13 protein-coding genes are annotated in these 19,185 nt (G+C 62.6%); 6 read left to right on the top strand and 7 right to left on the bottom strand.

The features are described 5' to 3' along the window. Positions 1-111: 111 nt before the first annotated feature. Entirely contained in the window at positions 112-1,356 is a 1,245-nt protein-coding gene (locus AMK02_RS04650) for an aromatic ring-hydroxylating oxygenase subunit alpha (RefSeq protein WP_064805926.1), read from the bottom strand. Between the two features lie 402 nt (positions 1,357-1,758). Between AMK02_RS04650 and AMK02_RS04645 the strand changes: the two genes are divergently transcribed. From AMK02_RS04645 to AMK02_RS04635, 3 genes are all read left to right on the top strand, one after another. Next, the gene (locus AMK02_RS04645; protein WP_064800876.1) at positions 1,759-2,367 is read left to right on the top strand and encodes a DUF6656 family protein; all 609 of its coding nucleotides are present in this window, start codon (positions 1,759-1,761) and stop codon (positions 2,365-2,367) included. A gap of 68 nt (positions 2,368-2,435) precedes the next feature. Beyond that, complete coding sequence (locus AMK02_RS04640; protein WP_064800875.1) at positions 2,436-3,416, top strand: L-threonylcarbamoyladenylate synthase; 981 nt, start codon at positions 2,436-2,438, stop codon at positions 3,414-3,416. A 29-nt stretch (positions 3,417-3,445) separates the two neighbouring features. Further along, the gene (locus AMK02_RS04635; RefSeq protein WP_064800874.1) at positions 3,446-4,882 is read left to right on the top strand and encodes an FAD-binding oxidoreductase; all 1,437 of its coding nucleotides are present in this window, start codon (positions 3,446-3,448) and stop codon (positions 4,880-4,882) included. Between the two features lie 226 nt (positions 4,883-5,108). Here AMK02_RS04635 and AMK02_RS04630 read toward each other — a convergent pair whose 3' ends face one another. After that, the gene (locus AMK02_RS04630) at positions 5,109-8,444 is read right to left on the bottom strand and encodes a DUF1217 domain-containing protein (protein ID WP_064800873.1); all 3,336 of its coding nucleotides are present in this window, start codon (positions 8,442-8,444) and stop codon (positions 5,109-5,111) included. A gap of 301 nt (positions 8,445-8,745) precedes the next feature. Between AMK02_RS04630 and AMK02_RS04625 the strand changes: the two genes are divergently transcribed. After that, entirely contained in the window at positions 8,746-9,312 is a 567-nt protein-coding gene (locus AMK02_RS04625; RefSeq protein ID WP_064800872.1) for a DUF6101 family protein, read from the top strand. Positions 9,313-9,407: 95 nt separating this feature from the next. Here the strand turns inward: AMK02_RS04625 and ubiA are convergent, their stop codons facing one another. The 5 genes from ubiA to AMK02_RS04600 all read right to left on the bottom strand — a co-directional run bounded on the left by ubiA (position 9,408) and on the right by AMK02_RS04600 (position 15,948). Further along, a complete protein-coding gene (ubiA, locus tag AMK02_RS04620; RefSeq protein WP_064805924.1) occupies positions 9,408-10,367 on the bottom strand; it encodes a 4-hydroxybenzoate octaprenyltransferase in 960 nt (319 codons plus the stop codon). A gap of 274 nt (positions 10,368-10,641) precedes the next feature. After that, entirely contained in the window at positions 10,642-11,454 is an 813-nt protein-coding gene (locus tag AMK02_RS04615) for a MipA/OmpV family protein (RefSeq protein ID WP_064800871.1), read from the bottom strand. A gap of 175 nt (positions 11,455-11,629) precedes the next feature. Beyond that, positions 11,630-12,211 (bottom strand): histidine phosphatase family protein, encoded by a 582-nt coding sequence (locus tag AMK02_RS04610; protein WP_064805922.1) that lies wholly within the window; start codon positions 12,209-12,211, stop codon positions 11,630-11,632. Between the two features lie 34 nt (positions 12,212-12,245). Beyond that, the gene (locus AMK02_RS04605; RefSeq protein ID WP_064800870.1) at positions 12,246-13,505 is read right to left on the bottom strand and encodes an SAM-dependent methyltransferase; all 1,260 of its coding nucleotides are present in this window, start codon (positions 13,503-13,505) and stop codon (positions 12,246-12,248) included. Between the two features lie 133 nt (positions 13,506-13,638). Further along, complete coding sequence (locus AMK02_RS04600) at positions 13,639-15,948, bottom strand: Tex family protein (RefSeq protein ID WP_064800869.1); 2,310 nt, start codon at positions 15,946-15,948, stop codon at positions 13,639-13,641. A 418-nt stretch (positions 15,949-16,366) separates the two neighbouring features. Between AMK02_RS04600 and glyS the strand changes: the two genes are divergently transcribed. Then, positions 16,367-18,481, top strand: a complete 2,115-nt coding sequence (glyS, locus tag AMK02_RS04595) for a glycine--tRNA ligase subunit beta (RefSeq protein WP_064800868.1) — start codon at positions 16,367-16,369, stop codon at positions 18,479-18,481. A 193-nt stretch (positions 18,482-18,674) separates the two neighbouring features. Next, entirely contained in the window at positions 18,675-19,163 is a 489-nt protein-coding gene (locus AMK02_RS04590) for a DUF523 domain-containing protein (RefSeq protein ID WP_064800867.1), read from the top strand. Positions 19,164-19,185 lie beyond the last annotated feature (22 nt).

Below are 19,185 nucleotides of genomic sequence, written 5' to 3'. Positions count from 1 at the left end.
ACAGCGATCACCGCTTGGGCCTGCAACGTTTGCGAGCGAGAATGGTTCCAAAAGCCGCCGGAACCAGCAGCTTCTGGATGAGTAGATCTTGACACGCTCAACCGGCAGAGGTCAAGCGACGGCGGAAATTTTCGCCTGGTCGCCCTGCAGGCGGTTCACCATGAAGTTCGAATACCATTCGAGGAACTGCATGACGCCGCCCTCGTGCAAGGCGGAATAGGGGCCGGGCTCATAGGCGGGCGAGTGGATGCCGAAGGCATTTTCCTCGACGATGCGGCGGTCCTGGTCGTTGGTCTCGGTCCAGACGTGCGTCAGTTCCTCGAGATTGTAATCCACGCCCTCGACGGCGTCCTTGTGGACGAGCCACTTGGTCGTCACCGCCGTCTCGTTGGCGCTGAGCGGCAGCACCCGGAAGGAGATGGCGTGGTCGCCGAGCAGGTGGTTCCACGTCGTCGGGTAGTGGAAGAGCAGCATCGTGCCGATACGATTGATCGAGATGTCGTCGGAGATCCGGCGCTGCACCGCCGGCTTGCCCGACATGGTGTAGCTTTCGGCGTCCTCGATCAGCGGCATGCGGGCGGTGCGGAACTGGCCGTCCGGCGAGATCTGGAACTTGCTCGGCAGGCCGGCGGCCTCGCAGCGCGCCCAATGGCCGGCGATCTCCGGATCGTCGGCGCCGCCGTCCGTGCCGGTGACGCTCGGGGCTTCGGGATAGGTGCGGCAGAGTTCCGGGTGATTGGCGGCGCAGTGGTAGCACTCGCGGTTGTTTTCCCAGACGAGCTTCCAGTTGCCCTTCTCGATGATCGTGCTCTGGAAAGCGACCTTGGTCTCGCCGATCCGGTGCGGCGCCATATAGGGCTCGATCTTGTCGCGCACCGGCTTGAAATCCGGGGCAACGTCGGCAAGGCAGATGAAAATATAGCCTGCGACGCTCTCGCAGTGGACGGGCTTCAGGTTGAAGCCGGTTTTGTCGAAATCGTCGCCCATATGACGGGCAAAGGCGAGCTTGCCGTCGAGATCGTAAGTCCACTGATGATAGGGGCAGACGAGGCGCACGGAAGAGCCATGCTCCTTCGTGCAGACGCGCGAGCCGCGATGGCGACAGCTGTTGTGGAAGGCGCGGATGACATTGTCACGGCCGCGGACGATGACGACCGGATACGTGCCGATCTGGACGGTGAAATAGGCGCCCGGCTTCGGCAGTTCGCAATCATGGCCCATGAACAGCCAGTCGCGATAGTAGATCATCTCCATGTCGAGCTTGAAATAATCCTCGTCGGTGTAGAACGGCTGTTCGAGGCTGAAGCCCTCGCGGCGGTTCTTGAGCTGACGTAAAACGTTGCTGCGAATATCCATCTTCATGTCCTCGTGCACCGGCTGCCGCTTTCAGCGGAAGGCTATGGAAGCGCGCCTGCTTCCTTCTCCTGCGGGAGAATTGTTCATGACGCCATTTAATCACCTGGCATTCCTGCCGCTTGGTTGTAATGCGACATCGGCTTCGAAATTGACGACAGGATGCGCCGAGGTTTCAAAGAGCCCCCGCCAGTCGACCAGATCGTCCGACTCTGCAGGTAATTATCGTCAATTGCGACATTGCGTAAAGACCGGATCGGCAAAGAGAGCGGCTCTCCGGTATCGGCTATTGTCGCATTTACGACATCGCCGGCTTCCGCCCGATGCCCCGGTCGCGTCTTAATGCTGCGTTAAGCATACGATCTTATCCTGCTGTCGACCTCAGACCGACGAAGCATGTAGACCATGGCCAGACTCCGCTATTTCGACGCGAAAGAAGTAATCCGGCCGCAGGAGCGGCAACTGGTTGCCGCGCATTCCGAATTCCTGCGCACCGGCCGCATCCCCCGCGACCGGCGCCACTGGCTGGCCGAGGAAAGGCGCTACCTCACCCATGACGAGGTCGCCGAAAAGACCGGCCGCAAGCTGCAGGCGGCCGGCGAGAAGACGCATCAGCACATCAACGGCTTCCACCACTCGATTCAGTTTCCGAAGATGATCTTCCATCGGACGCTGCAGGACAGCCCACATCTCGGTTATTGCCACGTCACCGCGGCGCGCACGAAATTCGCCCGCTACGAAGAGGTCAGCTGGGCCTTCTACATCGCCAACTTCTATTCCGACATCGGCGACAACGACAACTTCTTCGAACGGATCGATGTCGGCTATTCCCGGATGTATTTCGCCGTCGCGATTAAGCCTGGCGAGGAATCCGCCGAAAAGATGACGATTGACCGGTCGGTGCGCGGCAATGGGCTGCTCTTTCGCACCCACGATCCGCAGGCGGCGATTCGAAACATCCTGCTGCTCGGCGCCCGCAACGAACAGATGCGCGAAATCATCCGCCAACTGTGAGCGAACAAGGCGATTGATCGTAAGCGGCGGAAAGCCTAATGACTGCCGGAACCAGAGACGGGCAGCATATGGCACGCATCATTGACATCAGGGCAGACAGGCAGGCGGCGCTCGAAGCGGCCTGTGCCGCTCTTTCCGATGGCTTTGCCATCGCCATGCCGACGGAGACCGTCTACGGCCTTGCGGCCGACGCCACCAATCCGGCCGCCATCACCCGCATCTATGAGACCAAGGGACGGCCGCGCTTCAACCCGCTGATCTGCCATATGGCCGATCTCGAGATGGCCGGACACCATGCCGAGTTCGACCCCGTATCGCGGGCGCTCGCCGAAGCCTTCTGGCCCGGTCCGTTGACGCTCGTGCTGCCGCTGAAGCCCGCAAGCCCGATCCACGCGCTGGCGACCGCCGGTCTCGACAGCGTCGGCGTGCGCGTGCCCAAGGGCTTCGCCGGCACCCTGATCGGCGCCTTCGGACGGCCGCTCGCAGCGCCGAGCGCCAACACCTCAGGCGCCATCAGCGCGACCAGTGCGGCCCATGTCGAGGCCGATCTCGGCGCGAAGATCCCGTTGATCCTCGATGCGGGCCCGAGCACCGTCGGCGTCGAATCGACCATCGTCAAGGTGCAGGGCGACCGGGTGAGGCTGCTTCGGCCCGGCGGGCTTGCGGCGCGCGAAATCGAACGCATTGCCGGCCGGCCTCTGCTGCGCGCCAAAAAGGCTTCGGCGGCCATCGAGGCGCCTGGCATGCTCGCCTCGCATTATGCGCCGAGCGCCAGCGTGCGCCTCAATGCGACGGCGGTGGAACCCGGCGAAGCGCTGATCGCCTTCGGCGGTGCGTCGGTCGAAGGCGCACGCGCGGCACGCATCGTTCTCGATCTCAGCCCGGCCGGCGACCTGGCGGAAGCGGCGGCCAATCTTTTCGACTATATGAAGCGGGCCGATGCCAGCGGGGTGTCGAGCATCGCCTTTTCGCCCATCCCGGACGAGGGACTCGGCGAAGCCATCAACGACCGGCTACAAAGGGCGGCCGCGCCCCGCGCGACTGCCTGACCTGATAGAAGCGATAGAGGATCGACCTGATGAGCAGCGCCGGCATTTCCACCGATCTTCTCGACCGTTTCGCCGCCATCGTCGGCGAGAAATATGCACTTCGCGGCGAGGCCGATCTGGCGCCGCATCTGATCGAAAACCGCGGGCTCTATCATGGCTCTTCCCCTCTCCTGCTGAAGCCTGGTTCGGTCGAGGAAGTCTCCAAGATCATGAAGCTTGCGACCGAGACTAAAACGGCGATCGTGCCGCAGACCGGCAATACCGGCCTCGTCGGCGGCCAGACGCCGCGCACCGGCCAGGCCGATATCATCCTGTCGCTCGAACGCATGACGAGGATCCGCGACGTCGACCCGGTGGCGAACGTGCTGGTCGCCGATGGCGGCGCGATCCTGGCCGATGTGCAGAAGGCGGCCGAGGCGCATGGTCGGCTCTTTCCGCTGTCGCTCGGCTCGGAGGGCTCCTGCCGCATCGGCGGCAATCTCTCCACCAATGCCGGCGGCACGGCCGTGCTTGCCTATGGCAATATGCGCCAACTCTGCCTCGGCCTCGAAGTGGTGCTGCCGACCGGCGAGATCTGGGATGGCCTGCGCCGGCTGAAGAAGGACAATACCGGTTATGACCTGCGCGATCTCTTCATCGGCGCCGAAGGCACGCTCGGCATCATCACCGGGGCGGTGCTGAAACTGTTTCCCCAGCCGCTCGGCCATCAGGTGGCGTTTGCCGGCCTCAATTCGGTCGAGGATGCGCTTGCCCTCTTCAACCTTGCCGCCAGTCTGTGCGGCACCTCGCTCACCGGTTTCGAGCTGATGCCGCGCTTCGGCGTCGAGATCACCACCCGCCACATCGACGGCGTGCGCGATCCGCTGGAAGCGGCATACCCCTGGTACGTGCTGATCGACATTTCGACGTCGGATTCGGCCGAGACGGCGGAGCGGATGATGAATGGCGTGCTGGAACAGGGCTTCGAGGCCGGGCTGGTGCAAGACGCCGCGATCGCCGCCTCGGTCGCCCAGCAGAAGGCGATCTGGCATATGCGCGAGAGCATGTCGGATGCGCAGAAGCCGGAAGGCGGTTCGATCAAGCACGATGTGTCCGTGCCGGTATCGAAGATCCCGCATTTTATGGCCGAGGCGGAAAAAGCCGTGATGGCGGCCATGCCGGGCGCCCGCATCTGCGCCTTCGGCCATATGGGTGACGGCAATATTCATTACAATATTTCCCAGCCGATCGGCGCCGACAAGGCCACCTTCATCGCCCGCTGGCGCGAAATGAACCATATCGTCCACGGGCTGGTGCTCGCCCATGGCGGCTCGATCTCGGCCGAACACGGCATCGGCCAGCTGAAGCGCGACGAACTGGCGGCAATCCGCCCGGCGATCGAAATCGAGCTGATGCGCCGCATCAAGCGCGCCTTCGATCCCGCCAATATCATGAACCCAGGAAAGGTCGTCAGTCTCGAGGAGTGAGGTCGGCGAGCATCGGCCCGTTCGGCGATATCAGCATGAGGGAAGGCCCCTCCCCACAAGGGGGAGGGGCTAACTTGCGGCCCGCATCGGCGGCCAAAAGTCAAAGTCTCGCACGCTGTTACCATTCCGCTGCCTCCGACGATGCGGTTTGCGTAGGACAGCGCGGCACTCAAGCCCTTCCCCCTTGTGGGGAGGGGTCTTATCCGTAAGGTTTGCCGGAATTACCTCAGGACGACTGCGTGCCGCCGCCGGTCAGGATCTGCAGGGCCGGTGACTGCTGGGTGCTGTTCTGGACGTCGTACATCGCGGTAAAGCGCCGCAGCAGCTTGTCGACCTTCTTCGGATCCTGGAGGTCCTCGAGCTTGACGAAACGATTAATGAGATCGGCCTGCTTGGCGACGTCCATGCTCGATATCTGAGCTGGCAGGCTGTAGGCTGTGGTGATGACCTGATAGAGCGCCTTGTCGCCGAGGATCGAATAGATCGAGGTGATGCTCGGGGCCTTGCGGCTGAAATAGAGCGCCAGGCGCACACCGTCGTTGCTTTCGCCCTGCTGGGTTTCCAACGTCTGCTTGATGAAGAGGTCCTGCGTATGCGCCTCGGCCGCCTTGTTCTGGATGGCGCCGATCTTGGCGCGGGTCAGATTGCCGTCCTTGTCGAAGTTGAAGGCGGCGACGATATCCTTGAAGCGCGCATCGGCCTTGGTGTTGAGGTAGCTCTTCTTGTCGTCGGGATCGGAGGTGAAGATCTTCTTCAGCGTCGCCTTGTCATAATCCTTCGGGTCGAGGTTGTTCGCCTTCAGCACCAGATCGGTCAGGCGGCTGTCATCGAGGAAATCGTCGAGCGACTGTACCTTGGCCATGCCCTTGGCGAAATAATCCACCTCGGTCGTCGCATCCTTCGATGCCTTGTCCTTCACCGGGCCGGCCTTCAGCAGCATGGTGACATGCGCCTTGTAATCGGTGGCGTATTTGGCCAGGGTCGCGTCGGGCAGCGCCTGCAGAGGTGCTGCCGCCTTGCCGTCGGGGCCGAAGTTGAAGGCGCGGGCAAGGTTGGTGATGCGCTCGTCCTTCAATGAGGCGATATAGCCGTTCGGATCGTAGGCATCGCTGGTCAGGATCTTGCGCATCATCGAGCGCGGGACTTCCTGGTCCGTCAGGCCGAAGGCCTGCAGCGCCACGTGATAGGGGTCGGGCAGATTGTCGTTGCTCTTCTTGAAATCGGCCGAAGCATTGGTGCGCAGGAAATCGTTGACGGTCTTGATCTCGGCCGTATCGAGCAGGCTGGTGCTGTCGGCCATCATGCTCGAGTAATTGTCGGCGACCTCTTCGATCGCCTCGTCGCGCTCGTCGTCATAGCGCGCCATGTAGTTGTCATTGGTGGTCTGCGCCTGATCGGCGGTCTGGACCGAGCTGACGGCCGGCAGCGATCCGTCGGCGGCGAAATTGAAATCGGCGTTGAGATCGGCATGGCCGGCGGCTGCGGCAGCCGTCGCATCGGTCAGGATGCTCTTCAGCTCGGCATCCGAGATGTCGAACGGCAGATCGTAGGTGCTCTTCAGGAAATTGGTGATGGCGGGATCGGCGATGAGCTCGTCGACATTGGCGATCGTCGCCATGCGGGACGAATAATCGTCGGTGCGCGCTCCGGCGGCAATCTTCGTGTTCGTGGTCTGGCTCGAGGTCTGCGCCGCCAAGCCATCCTCGAGCGATCCATCGGCCTTGAAATTGAAAGCGGCGGCGACATCCGCATAGGTGCCGGTGCCGCTCTGATCGGTCAGGATGGCGCGAAGATCGACGTCGCTGACGGTGGACGGGATGCCGTAGGCATTGCGCACGAAGTTGTTGAGCTTCTGGTCCGCCAGCAACTGATCGACGTTCGAGATCCCGGCGATGGTCGACTGGTAATAGACGGCCGCACTGTCGGCCTTGCTTGACGTGTTGGCGCTTTGTGCGGCGGTCTGCGTGGCATAAAGCGTTGCGACCGACCCATCCGTCTTGAAATTGAAGAGATCGTGAACGTCGCTATAGCCCTGGGCGCTGGCTGCCGCGGGATCGACGAGGAAGGTCCGCAGCGTCGCGTCGGAGACGCTGTCGGCGATCTGCATACTGGTTCTGAGATAGCTGACCGCGACGGGATCGGACATGATGTCATCGACATTGGTGACATTGCCGATCATCGCGTTGAAGTGGGCCGCGTTCGCCGCCGATTTGTCGGTCGTCGACTTGCGTTGCGCGGCGGTCTGAATCACCGAACCATTGATCGACCCATCCGCATTGAAGTTGAAGTCGGCATTGAGGCCGGCCTGCCCCTGGGCGGCGGCATAGGCCGAGTCGGTCAGGATGTTCTTCAGCTCGGCATTGCTGAAATTCACGCCGAGGCCATAGGCATCCTTGATGTAGCGCGCCATGACGCTGTCGCCGAGCAGGTCGTCGACATTGGTGATGCCGCTCGATTGCGAGGTCACGCTATAATAGTTGGCGGTGCTCGAGGCGGCCGACGCCAGCTTGTTCGCCTGGTCGATCGTCTGGGCGCGGGCCGTGGTCGAGGTCGAACCGTCCGACTTGAAGTTGAAGGCGTTATAGACATTGGTAAAGCCCATCAGCTGGGCATAGCTTGGATCGGTCAGGACCATGCGCAGCGCCGGCGCGGTGAAGTCGGCGCCCATGCTGTAGGCGGTCTTGATGTAGGAGGTCAGGCGGGCGTCGGCGACGAGATCGTCGACATTGGTGATCGTGCCGATCTTGGCGGTATAATAGGCCTTGTTGTAGTCGGCCGCCGTCTTGCTGACGTAGACAACGTCGGAACCGACCGCATTGTCGATGATGACGGATTGGGAATTCAGCGTGTAGGTCTCGATGACCGAGGCCTTCTGCGCCGCCGTCTGGGCCGTGCCGGTGACGGTGCCGTCGGCGTTGAAGCTGAACTGGGCGGCAAGCGCTTTGTACTTGTCGCCGCCCTGCGTGTTGACGACGCTTGTCGGGTCGCTGAGATCGCTCGTCAGCACCTGCCGCAGAAAATCTTTCGACGCATAGGTGGGATCGATTTTGAAGGTCTTCAGCACATAGGTGCGCAGCCTTGTGTTGTTGACCAGATCGTCGACGGTCTGCACGCTGTCGATATTATTGCTGTAATAGGTGCTCTCGGCGGCCGCGGCCTTGTCGGCATCGACGAAGGACTGCTTGTAGAGGCCGATCAGATCGTCCTCCTGGGCATCCGTCTGTACGTCCTTGTCAGGCGCGTTGAAATTGAAGGCGGCCGCGAATTCACGGTAGCGCGTATCGGAGAGCTTGTTGGCGTAGCTGTTCGGGTCGGTCAGATCGCTCTCGAGCACCTTCTTCATGAAGGCCTTGGCATAGGTCATGTCCTCGAGGCTATAAGCCTTCATGGCGTAGCTGTAGAGCTTGTAGTCGCCGAGGAAGTCGTCGACGTCTTTGACCTTGTTGATGTTGTCGGCGTAGTACTGGGCATCCTTCTTGACCGTCGCCTGCGCCGCAACCTTGTTGAGGCTCGACGTCATGTCCTTCGACAGGATCGTGTACGCGAGGGAGGCCGTGATCATGAAAAGCGCCCTTTTTGGCAAAATCTCTAAAAGAACGACGAACTGCTGGTAGGCACATTTTGCCACGCAAAACTTACCCGAGACTTACCTTTGGATTGCGCCATTTCAGGACAGCGGGCCGTTCACCTTCCGGAAACCCTGCCGGATTCGGTTTTGATAACCATCAGGGGAGGCAAAGTTTTCTTAACCGCAATTTTTAAGCTGTACGGAAGGGGGGCCGCCTATTGTCGGCCATAGAGGACGAAAAGTCCCGAGGAGAAGACCGCAAACCGGCTCTCAGGTAAGACAAGGGTAGAATGAAATGAACAATCCCGTTTTGAAGCCCGCTTGGGCCGACACGACGCTGCGTCTCGATCCGTCCCGCTTCCCGCAGCAGGTCAGCTACGCCATCCATGATTGTTCGGATGACGTCAGCATCACGATAGACGAACGCGGCGCAGTCCTGCGGAAAGTCCTTCCCTCCAGCGGCCTGCCGCTCTCGATTGCCCTGCCGAGGCGCGTCTTCAAGGGTGTCGCCGCCCGCGCCATCGACCATGGCGACGGCGAGGTCACCGTCACGCTCGAGCTTCACCATGCGGATCCGGAACTCTGCATTCCGCTGCTCGTCGCCCATGATCTCAGCGACATCGCCGCCGACTGGCGCAGCTGGTCGGAGGCCTTCCGCATTCCGATGCTGATGGTCGAAGCCGATGGCGTCGCGCGGCCGCTCGAAGACCATATCGGGGCGCTGCGCACCAGTGACCTCAAGCCGCGCCGCCGTCATTCCTACTTCGCCAATCGCCGTCCGCGATTCCTCGTGCGCCGCACCACCGGGCAGCTGGGCGTCGCCATGAAGATCGAAGGCAAGGAAATCATCGCCCGCAACTGACCGAAATCGCGACAGCGCCATTTCGGCGGTAAGATCTCGGAAAATTTCGAAACCCGGCGCTTGAGCCGGGTTTTTCGTTTCACGCGTCGTTGCCCTCACGGAAGGGCGAAGAGCAGCGAAAAGAACAGGCCTAGGAAGATGGTCAGGCCGACGCGGTTGTTCGACTTGAAGAGCGCCAGGCATTGGGCGGGATCGTTGATATCAAGCCGGACGATCTGCCAGGCGAACATGCCGGCCGCGCCGAACAAGGCCAGAAAGGCGATGAGATTGGCGCCGGCGAGCGCGAAGGCTGCAAACATCAGCACCAGCGTCAGCCCATAAAGGCCGATCAGCCACTGCCTCGTCTGATCACCGAAAAGGCGGGCGGTGGAGCGCACGCCGATCAGCTCGTCATCCTCCTTGTCCTGATGCGCATAGATCGTGTCGTAACCGATCGTCCAGGCGACGGAGGCGGCGTAGAGCAGGATGGCGGCAAAGGAGAGGCCGCCCAGAATGCCGGCCCAGCCCATCAGCGCGCCCCAGGAAAAGGCAAGGCCGAGGTAGAATTGCGGCCAGTCGGTGAAGCGTTTGGCATAGGGATAAAGCGCCACGATGCCGAGCGAGAGCAGGCCGAGAAAGACGGTGAACCAGTTGAACTGCAAGAGCACGAAAAGGCCGACCAGCGCCTGAATGCCTATGAAGATCTTCGCGCGGGCGCGGGTGACGCGGCCGGAGGGCAGCGGACGCGAGCGGGTGCGCGCCACTTCCATATCGATCTCGTGATCGACGAGATCGTTATAGGTGCAGCCGGCGCCGCGCATGGCGACGGCGCCGATGAAATAGAGGAAAAGATGGGACACCAGCAGGCTGCCGGAATAGAGCCCTTGACCGATCGCCGCATTGGAGGCGAGCGTGGCCGACCAGAAGCACGGCCACATCAAGAGCTCCCAGCCGATCGGGCGATCCCAGCGTGCCAGCTGCGCATAAGGCCAGAGCCATGGCGGCAGGATCCGGTAGACCCAGTTATCGGAAGGTGCGTCGGAGACGCGATCGTTGAACTCGCCGGTATCTTGCATGCCATTCATCTAGCGGCGGGCTGGCGATCCGGTCAAGAAGTGATCGCGACGGCGCTAAAAGCGAGTCGCATTAAATTTGGTTCGTATGACGCGCTTTGGCTCTTTGTTTATGCATGTCGTTACCCCGGAACCGCGGCACACCTCCGGGCGACATGCGTTAAGTTTACGCATGTCGTTGCCCCGGAACCGCGGTACACTTCCGGGCGACATGCATTAAGTCTATGCATGTCGTTGCCCCGGAACCGCGGTACACTTCCGGGCGACATGCATTAAATCACTGCAGCGAGAAATTGAACCTGTAAGTCGCCGAGACACCGATGAGCACCTGGTTCTTCGAGCCGCGCTGCCGCACGAGACTGCTGTCGGCCGCCGGACCCGCCAGTCGCTTGTATTCGAGGAAAGAGCTGGCCGACAGGTTCTCCGTCGCCTTCCATGTCAGAGCCGCGCCGGCGCCATAGGACTGGATGCCCGACGACGGCTTGTATTGATCAAGCCCGCTCGCCGCCGACTGTTTGGCGTTGACGCCGTAATAGGCGTCGTAATAGCCGCTGGTGGCGAATGTCGCGCGTGGACCGCCTGACAATTGCAGGTCGGGGGCGATATCGGTGAAGGCATCGACGGCGAGATCGGCAACGACCCCGTCATGGGAGCGGATGCCCTGGCGAACTTCGGCGCGGGCGCGCAGGAAATCGGTCGGATAAACTTCGACGAAGCCGCCGGCTTCCGCGCCCCATTTGACCTTCTTCATGCCCTTCAGCTCATGACCGTCGCCCTCGTCGCGCGAAGGCACGAATTTGCCGACGATGCCGGCGCGGAAAGCACCATTATCCATGAGGGCGAAGGACGGATTGTCGTTGCGCGAGGAAAAGCGCGGAGCCGAACCCTGCCGGCCGGCCGAAATCAGCGGGCTGAACCGGAATTCGTAACGCCGCGAGCCCTCGAATTTCGGCGCGGAGAAGCCGGCGACACCGACGCTCAGATACCAGTCGCCGGACCAGAAATGCTGGCCGCTTTCCTGCGCGAGCGCCAAGGCCGGGGATGAAAAGGCAATAGCCAGGGAGATCGATACGACTGATCGATGAAACACGTCCGCACTCCAGAAAACGCAAAAACAAAGCCGCGGAGGGCGGCGGTGGCTAGACTTATCCCGATGTTGTTACCCCAATGTTAACCACGGCGCGCAAAGGGCGCCCATGAAAGGCGTGCCAACGATAATTACATCGTTCTGAAGAGACGTCACCGCAAACCCACCCGCAGCAATTTTATCTCTGGTTCCACCCACGAATGACCGGTTCGGCCAAATCGTGTTCGTAACCGAGCACGCTGATGCTTGTCGTATCGAGGGAAAAAAGCGCGCCGCCCTGCGGCGGCAGGCCGAGCCAACGGGCGGCAAGCACGCGCAGGAAATGCGAACTGGAGAAGATCAAGACGGGAGCACCCGCCTGGCGAAGCGCCTCGACGACGGCGTCGGCACGGGCGCCGACATCGGCGGCCGTTTCGCCATTTGGGCAGCCGTCGCGAAAGAGCTGCCATCCGGGGCGCTTCCCCAGAATCTCCTTCGTCGTGATGCCTTCATAGGCGCCGTAGTCCCACTCGGCGAGATCCTCACGGATCACCGCGCCCGAGCCGAAGCCGGCGAGCGCGCAGGTCTTGCGGGCCCGCTCGGAGGGGCTTGACCAGACGGCAGCGAAGGAGAGGCCCGACAGCCGCTCGGCAAGCTTGCGGGCGGCGGCCTCGCCCACGTCAGTCAGCGGAATGTCGCTGCGTCCGGTGTGGCGCCCCGACCGGCTCCATTCGGTCTCGCCGTGGCGGACGAGGTAGATCTCGGGAAACGCGCTGCTCATCGGCATGTCCTCTCATAGGTCCGACCGCTGTCGCTCAGAAGGTCACCTTTTCCAGCGGCGGGCGCCGCGCCTCGAATTCCTTCAGCTTGGCTTCATTCTCCGCGATGTAGTTGCGGTTGTCGGGAACGGCGAACTGGTTCTTGGCGATCTGGATCTGCAGGATGAACAGCTCGTCCCAGCGGAAGCCCATTTCGGAACCGGCGAGATAGAATTCCCACATGCGGAAGAACTGCTCGTCGTAGAGCGCCACCGCTTCGGCCCTGCGCGCTACGAAACGCTCGCGCCAATGACGCAGCGTATAGGCATAGTGCATCGGCAGGATTTCGACATCCCTGACCAGCAACCCCGCCTTTTCGAGCGGCGCCACCACCTCGCCGACCGAGGGGATATAGCCGCCGGGGAAGATATATTTCTCGATGAAGGCGTTGGTGGCGAAGCTCGGTTTCGGGCGGCCGATCGAATGCAGCACCATGACGCCGTTGTGGTCGAGCAGGTCCGCCACCTTGCGGAAGAAGTTGCCGTAATTGCCGATGCCGACATGTTCGAACATGCCGACCGAGACGATGCGGTCGAATTTCCGGCCGTTCATGCTGCGATAGTCCTGCAGCTCGAAACGCACGCGATCGGACAGACCGCGTTTTTCGGCGCGGGCGCGGGAGACCTTCAGCTGCTCTTCGCTCAGCGTAATGCCGGTGAACTCGGCGCCTTCCGTCGCCTCCGTCAGATACATGCCCATGCCGCCCCAGCCGGAGCCGATCTCCAGGATCCGCTGGTTGGGCTGAAGCAGAAGCTTCGCGGCGATGTGGCGTTTCTTGGCAAGCTGCGCCTCGTCGAGTCCGATGCCCGGCGGCTCGAAATAGGCGCAGGAATATTGCCAGTCCTCGTCGAGGAAAAGATCGAAGAGCTTGGCCGACAGGTCGTAATGGTGGGCGACATTGTGCTTGTTGCGATTGACCGGCACACGGCTCTTCAGCTGCTGCCAGGCAATGCGGCCGACGAGCAGCGCCGCCATCTTGAAATCGAAGATCTCGTTGGTGGTGTTCTGCTTCACCAGCGACAGGAAATCGTAGATGTTGCCCTGTTCGAGAATGAACCGGCCCTGCATGTACATTTCCCCGAGTTTCAGGGTCGGATCGCTGCGGATGGCGTCCTCGGCCTCCTGATCGGCAAGGCGGGCGGCCACCATGTCTCCGGTGCCGTCGCCGATCATGTGGGTCTCGCCATTGGCAAGGGTAAGTTTCAACGAACCCTTGCGGATGATTTGCTGGACGATCGATAAGAAAGCCGACGCCATGGACGCCTCGCAAATGTGACAGGATGGTCACATCAACTTAATAACTCTCCCTCGCCTTACAAGCGCCGGATTTAGCAGTCCGCGCAGAACGCTGCCAAACTGTGGCATTTTTGCCAGAATACCGGCTAAACCCTTATTTTCTCTTCATGGCTTCGGCGAGTGCCGCGCCGAAAGCCCCCTGACTCTCCGGTTTCGGAGCTGCAGGCCGGCGCTCGGTCTGCGGCCGGCCGCCCTGACTTGCGCGAGAATCACCCCGCGGCTGAGACGCCGAAGAACCGTCGTCGCGTCGCATGGAGAGGCCGATGCGCTTGCGCTTGGCATCGACTTCCACGACCCGCACCTTGACGACATCGCCCGCCTTGACGACCTCGTGTGGATCTTTGACGAAACGATCGGCAAGCTGCGACACATGCACCAGACCGTCCTGATGCACGCCGATATCGACGAAGGCGCCGAAGGCGGCGACATTGGTGACGGTGCCTTCGAGCACCATGCCGGGCGTCAGGTCGGAAATCTCGTTGACACCCTCGGCGAAGGTCGCAGTCTTGAAGCTCGGACGCGGGTCGCGGCCGGGCTTTTCCAGTTCCGAGAGGATGTCTTTCACCGTCGGCAGGCCGAATTTCTCGTCGATGAACTGACGCGGATCGACCGATTTCAAGACGGCACTGTCGCCCATCAGCGCCCGCAGATCGCGGCCGCAGGCAGCGACGATCTTCTTGGCGACGCCGTAGGCTTCGGGGTGGACCGAGGAGGCATCGAGCGGCTCCTTGCCGTTCGGAATGCGCAAGAAGCCGGCGCATTGCTCGAAGGTGCGGCCGCCGAGTCTTGCGACCTTCAGCAGATCGCGCCGCGTCTCGAAACGGCCCTCGCTGTCGCGATGGCGGACGATGGCCTCGGCGATCGAGGGCCCGAGGCCGGAGACGCGGGAGAGCAGCGGCGCGGACGCGGTGTTCAAATCGACGCCGACGGCGTTCACCGCGTCTTCGACGACCGCATCGAGCGAACGCGACAGCTTCTGCTGGTCGACATCGTGCTGATACTGGCCGACGCCGATCGACTTCGGTTCGATCTTGACGAGCTCGGCGAGCGGATCCTGCAGGCGGCGCGCGATGGAGACGGCACCGCGCAGCGACACGTCGAGATCGGGAAACTCCGCCGCGCCGGTCGCCGAGGCGGAATAGACCGAGGCGCCCGCTTCCGAGACGATGACCTTGGTCGGCTTCGGCGCTGGCAGTTCGGCCAGCATGTCGGCCACCAGCTTTTCCGTTTCGCGGCTGCCGGTGCCGTTGCCGATCGAGATCAGCTCGACATTGTGCTTGCGGATCAGTGAGGCGAGTTCGATCTGGGCGCCGCGCACGTCGTTGCGCGGCTGGAAGGGATAGACGGTCGAGGTCGCAACCACCTTGCCGGTGCCGTCGACGACGGCGACCTTGACGCCGGTGCGGATGCCGGGATCGAGACCCATCGTCGCGCGCGAACCGGCGGGGGCAGCCAATAGCAGGTCCTTGAGGTTGCGGGCGAAGACATGGATCGCCTCCTCTTCGGCCCTTTCGCGCAGCTCGCGCATCAAGTCGAGCGACAGCGACATGGAAAGCTTGACGCGCCAGGTCCAGCTGGCGACCTCCATCAGCCAGCGGTCGCCGGGACGGCTTGCACCGATCTCATAGGCCGCCGCGATCATGCGTTCGACCGGCTTGTTCGGCGAAGCGATCTCGGCATCGGCCTCGATCGTCAGCGTCAGCACCTCCTCGTTCCAGCCGCGCAGCATGGCGAGCGCGCGGTGGCCGGGCGCCGTCGCCCAGCGCTCGGAATGATCGAAATAGTCGGAGAACTTCTCGCCGGCCGCCTGCTTGCCGTCGACGACCCTGGCCTTCAGCAGCGCAGCCTGGCGCAGATGGGCGCGCAATTTGCCGAGCAGATCGGCATTTTCGGCAAAGGCTTCGGCGATGATATCGCGCGCGCCTTCCAGCGCCGTCTTCACGTCGGGCACATCAGCCGTGACGAAGCCTTCGGCGAGCGCCGCCGGTTCGCGGCCGCGATCGGCCAGGATCGCCTCGGCGAGCGGCCCGAGGCCGCGTTCGCGGGCGATCTCGGCGCGGGTGCGGCGCTTCGGCTTGTAGGGCAGATAGAGATCCTCGAGCTCGGCCTTGGTTTCGGCGCCTGCGACCTTCGCCATCAGCTCGTCGGTCATCTTGCCCTGGCCGGTGATCGATTCGACGATCGCGTCGCGCCGGGCTTCAAGTTCGCGCAGATAGACCAGCCGCTCGGCGAGGTTGCGCAGCTGGGTGTCATCGAGCCCGCCCGTCACTTCCTTGCGGTAGCGGGCGATGAAGGGCACGGTGGCGCCTTCGTCGAGCAGCTCGATGGCGGCCTTGGCCTGGTCGGGCCGTGCATTGATTTCGGCCGAGATGCGGGCGGCGAGGAAACGGAGATCAGCGGCCATGGGATTTCCTATGTCGACGAAAGTTGCGGGACCATAGCGGCGAAAAGCGGCAAGGCAATGCCCGAGCGTGGTTTCCACAGCGGAAGTTGATGGATTGGGGGATCCGGCAGGCGTGTTGCCGTGTGGCCCCCTCATCTGCCTGCCGGCATCTTCTCCCCCAGGGGAGAAGGGACATGCCGCGCTGCTTTCCTCCATCACAACGGCAGCGGCAAGAATGGGTCGCTGCCGCACCTCCCCTTCTACCCACCGGGGAGAAGGTGGCCCGAAGGGTCGGATGAGGGGCCACACGGCACAACGCTACCAACCAGCCACCCCATCGCTCTCTTCCGTTTTTGCGGTTGTGCAGATGCGGCATTCTTTGATAGCAGAAGCAACGTTTTTGGATCGCCCTGCCCGCGGGCGCAAGGAAAAGAGTGACATGCCAAACCTTCTTCTCGAACTTCGCTCCGAAGAGATTCCGGCCCGCATGCAGCGCAAGGCTGCCGGCGACCTGAAGAAGCTCGTCACCGATGCGCTCGTCGAAGCGGGTCTGTCCTATGAGGGCGCGCGCGAATACTGGACGCCCCGGCGGCTGGCGCTCGACATCCACGGCCTGACGGCGCGCTCGGCCGATGTGCGCGAGGAGCGCAAAGGACCGCGCACCGACGCCAACGAAAAGGCGATCGAGGGCTTCCTGCGCGGCGCCGGCCTTTCCTCGGTCTCCGAGGCGCAGGTGGTGAGCGATCCGAAGAAGGGCGATTTCTACGTCGCGGTGATTTCAAAGCCGGGCCGCGCGACGGAGGAAATCGTCGCCGAGGTGATGCCCGGCATCATCCGCGATTTTCCCTGGCCGAAATCGATGCGCTGGGGCAAGGCCTCCTCCAAACCGGGCGCGCTGCGTTGGGTGCGGCCGCTGCAGTCGATTGTCTGCACCTTTGGCCCGGAGCATGAAGAAACCGTCGTCATCCCCTTCGAGATCGACGGCATCACCGCCTCCAACGTCACCTACGGCCATCGTTTCCATGCGCCCGAGGTGATCACCGTGCGGCGCTTCGACGATTACGCGGCGAGCCTGGAAAAGGCGAAGGTCATCCTCGACGCCGAGCGGCGCAAGGACATCATCCTGCATGATGCCCGCGACATCGCCTTTGCCAACGGGCTCGAGCTGGTGGAAGACGAAGGCCTGCTGGAGGAAGTCTCCGGCCTCGTCGAATGGCCGCAGGTGCTGATGGGCAGCTTCGAGGAGGATTATCTTTCCATTCCCTCCGAGATCATCCGGCTGACGATCAAGACCAACCAGAAGTGCTTCGTGACGCGCAAGCAGGGCGAAGAGACGCTGTCGAACAGGTTCATCCTGGTTTCCAACATCCAGGCGCATGACGGCGGCAAGGAGATCGTCCACGGCAACGGCAAGGTGGTGCGGGCCCGGCTTTCGGATGCCCTGCATTTCTGGAAGCGCGACCAGGGCGACATGCCCGATCTCGACACGCTGAAAGCATCTGCAGCAAAATTCGGTCTCGACCTGACGAAGCCGCTCGACCAGCGCATGGCCAAGCTCGATGCGCTCGACGTGACCTTCCATGCCAAGCTCGGCACGCAGGGTGACCGGGTCGCCCGCATCCGTGCGCTGGCAAAGGAGCTCACCGCTATCACTGGCGCGGATACGGCTCTCGTCGATCGCGCCGCCGTGCTTGCCAAGGCGGATCTGCGCACCGAGGCCGTCGGCGAATTCCCGGAGCTGCAGGGTCTGATGGGGCGCAAATATGCGGTACTGCAGGGCGAAAACCTCTCCATCGCCGCGGCGATCGAGGATCATTACAAGCCGCAGGGTCCGTCGGACCGCGTGCCGGAGGACAAGGTGGCGATTACGCTGGCGCTTGCCGACAAGCTCGACACGCTGACGGGCTTCTGGGCGATCGACGAGAAGCCGACGGGTTCGAAAGACCCGTTTGCGCTGCGGCGTGCCGCCCTCGGCGTCGTTCGCATCCTGCTGGAACGCAGGGTCCGCCTGCCGCTGCTGGCGACGACCAAGGATGGTGATCTGCTCTCCTTCTTCCATGATCGTCTCAAGGTCTACCTGCGCGACCAGGGCGCCCGGCACGATCTGATCGACGCCGTGCTGACGCCCGAGGCCGACGACCTGTTGATGGTGGCGCGCCGCGTCGAGGCGCTGACGGCCTTCATCACCTCGGAAGACGGCAAGAACCTGCTCGCCGGCACCAAGCGCGCGACGCAGCTGCTCGCCGCCGAGGAGAAGAAGGGCACCGTCATCGCCGACGGCGTTTCGCCGGCGCTCTTCAGGCTCGATGCCGAGAAGGAGCTGTTCGCCGCCATATCGAGCGCTTCGAAGGACGCGGCCAATTCCGTTGCCGGCGAAGATTTCCGCTCCGCGATGGAAGCGCTTTCCAAGCTGCGCGGCCCGGTCGACCGCTTCTTCGACGACGTGCTCGTCAACGACGAGGACGCCGCGATCCGCGCCAACCGCCTCGCCCTGCTCAGACTGATCCGCGAGGCAACGGGAACGGTGGCGGATTTCTCGAAAATTTCGGGGTGAGCGGTCTTGGGCTGGGTTCTCTTCCCAGTGCTAACGCCCACGCTATGCTTGCCGCATGGTTCCTCGGGTCAAGCCCTGGGCTTGACCCGAGCATCCATGCAAGCACTCTGCTTGCGTGATTTATTTTGGTCGGTCACGATAAATCGATGACCCAACCCTAGCATCACCGCCCCATGGGATGACTCAAGCAGCGATGCAGAGCAAGATTCTCGTCAGCGCCTGTCTCATGGGGCATGCCGTTCGTTATGACGGGCGGGCGAAGCCGTTGCTTCATCCGGCGATCGAGAGGTGGCGGGCCGAGGGCCGGCTGGTGACGATCTGTCCGGAGATGTCGGCGGGCATGGCGGTGCCGCGGCCGCCGGCGGAGATCGCGGATGGAGCGACCGGCGAGGAGGTTCTGGCCGGCACGGCTCGGGTTATAGAGCTGACGGGCGGCGATGTGACGGCAGAGTTTCTGCAGGCGGCGGAGAATGCCGTGGCGCTCGCACGGCAGACCGGCTGCCACTATGCGCTGCTCATCGACGGCAGTCCGTCCTGCGGCTCCGCGTTCATCTATGACGGCACGTTTTCCGAGCGCCGGCAAGCCGGCAACGGCGTCACGGCGGCGGCGCTGAAAGCGGCCGGCGTCGAAGTATTTTCCCATGGTGAAATCGACCGATTGATCGACCGTCTGGCACCATAGGCCCCAAAGGACACGGCCGCCG

The sequence above is a fragment of the Rhizobium sp. N731 genome, assembly GCF_001664145.1.
In the GTDB taxonomy this organism is placed as follows: domain Bacteria; phylum Pseudomonadota; class Alphaproteobacteria; order Rhizobiales; family Rhizobiaceae; genus Rhizobium; species Rhizobium esperanzae.
Note: the sequence above shows the minus strand (reverse complement) of the source record. Positions and strands in the feature narration are given on the sequence as shown.

What these genes read in the sequence shown, in the direction of transcription:
- AMK02_RS04635 (WP_064800874.1), top strand. Translation starts at nt 3,446, where the DNA reads ATGAGCAGCGCCGGCATTTCCACCGATCTTCTCGACCGTTTCGCCGCC.
- AMK02_RS04590 (WP_064800867.1), top strand. Translation starts at nt 18,675, where the DNA reads ATGCAGAGCAAGATTCTCGTCAGCGCCTGTCTCATGGGGCATGCCGTT.
- AMK02_RS04645 (WP_064800876.1), top strand. Translation starts at nt 1,759, where the DNA reads ATGGCCAGACTCCGCTATTTCGACGCGAAAGAAGTAATCCGGCCGCAG.
- AMK02_RS04630 (WP_064800873.1), bottom strand. Translation starts at nt 8,444, where the DNA reads ATGATCACGGCCTCCCTCGCGTACACGATCCTGTCGAAGGACATGACG.
- AMK02_RS04625 (WP_064800872.1), top strand. Translation starts at nt 8,746, where the DNA reads ATGAACAATCCCGTTTTGAAGCCCGCTTGGGCCGACACGACGCTGCGT.
- AMK02_RS04640 (WP_064800875.1), top strand. Translation starts at nt 2,436, where the DNA reads ATGGCACGCATCATTGACATCAGGGCAGACAGGCAGGCGGCGCTCGAA.
- glyS (WP_064800868.1), top strand. Translation starts at nt 16,367, where the DNA reads ATGCCAAACCTTCTTCTCGAACTTCGCTCCGAAGAGATTCCGGCCCGC.
- AMK02_RS04605 (WP_064800870.1), bottom strand. Translation starts at nt 13,505, where the DNA reads ATGGCGTCGGCTTTCTTATCGATCGTCCAGCAAATCATCCGCAAGGGT.
- ubiA (WP_064805924.1), bottom strand. Translation starts at nt 10,367, where the DNA reads ATGCAAGATACCGGCGAGTTCAACGATCGCGTCTCCGACGCACCTTCC.
- AMK02_RS04650 (WP_064805926.1), bottom strand. Translation starts at nt 1,356, where the DNA reads ATGGATATTCGCAGCAACGTTTTACGTCAGCTCAAGAACCGCCGCGAG.
- AMK02_RS04600 (WP_064800869.1), bottom strand. Translation starts at nt 15,948, where the DNA reads ATGGCCGCTGATCTCCGTTTCCTCGCCGCCCGCATCTCGGCCGAAATC.
- AMK02_RS04610 (WP_064805922.1), bottom strand. Translation starts at nt 12,211, where the DNA reads ATGAGCAGCGCGTTTCCCGAGATCTACCTCGTCCGCCACGGCGAGACC.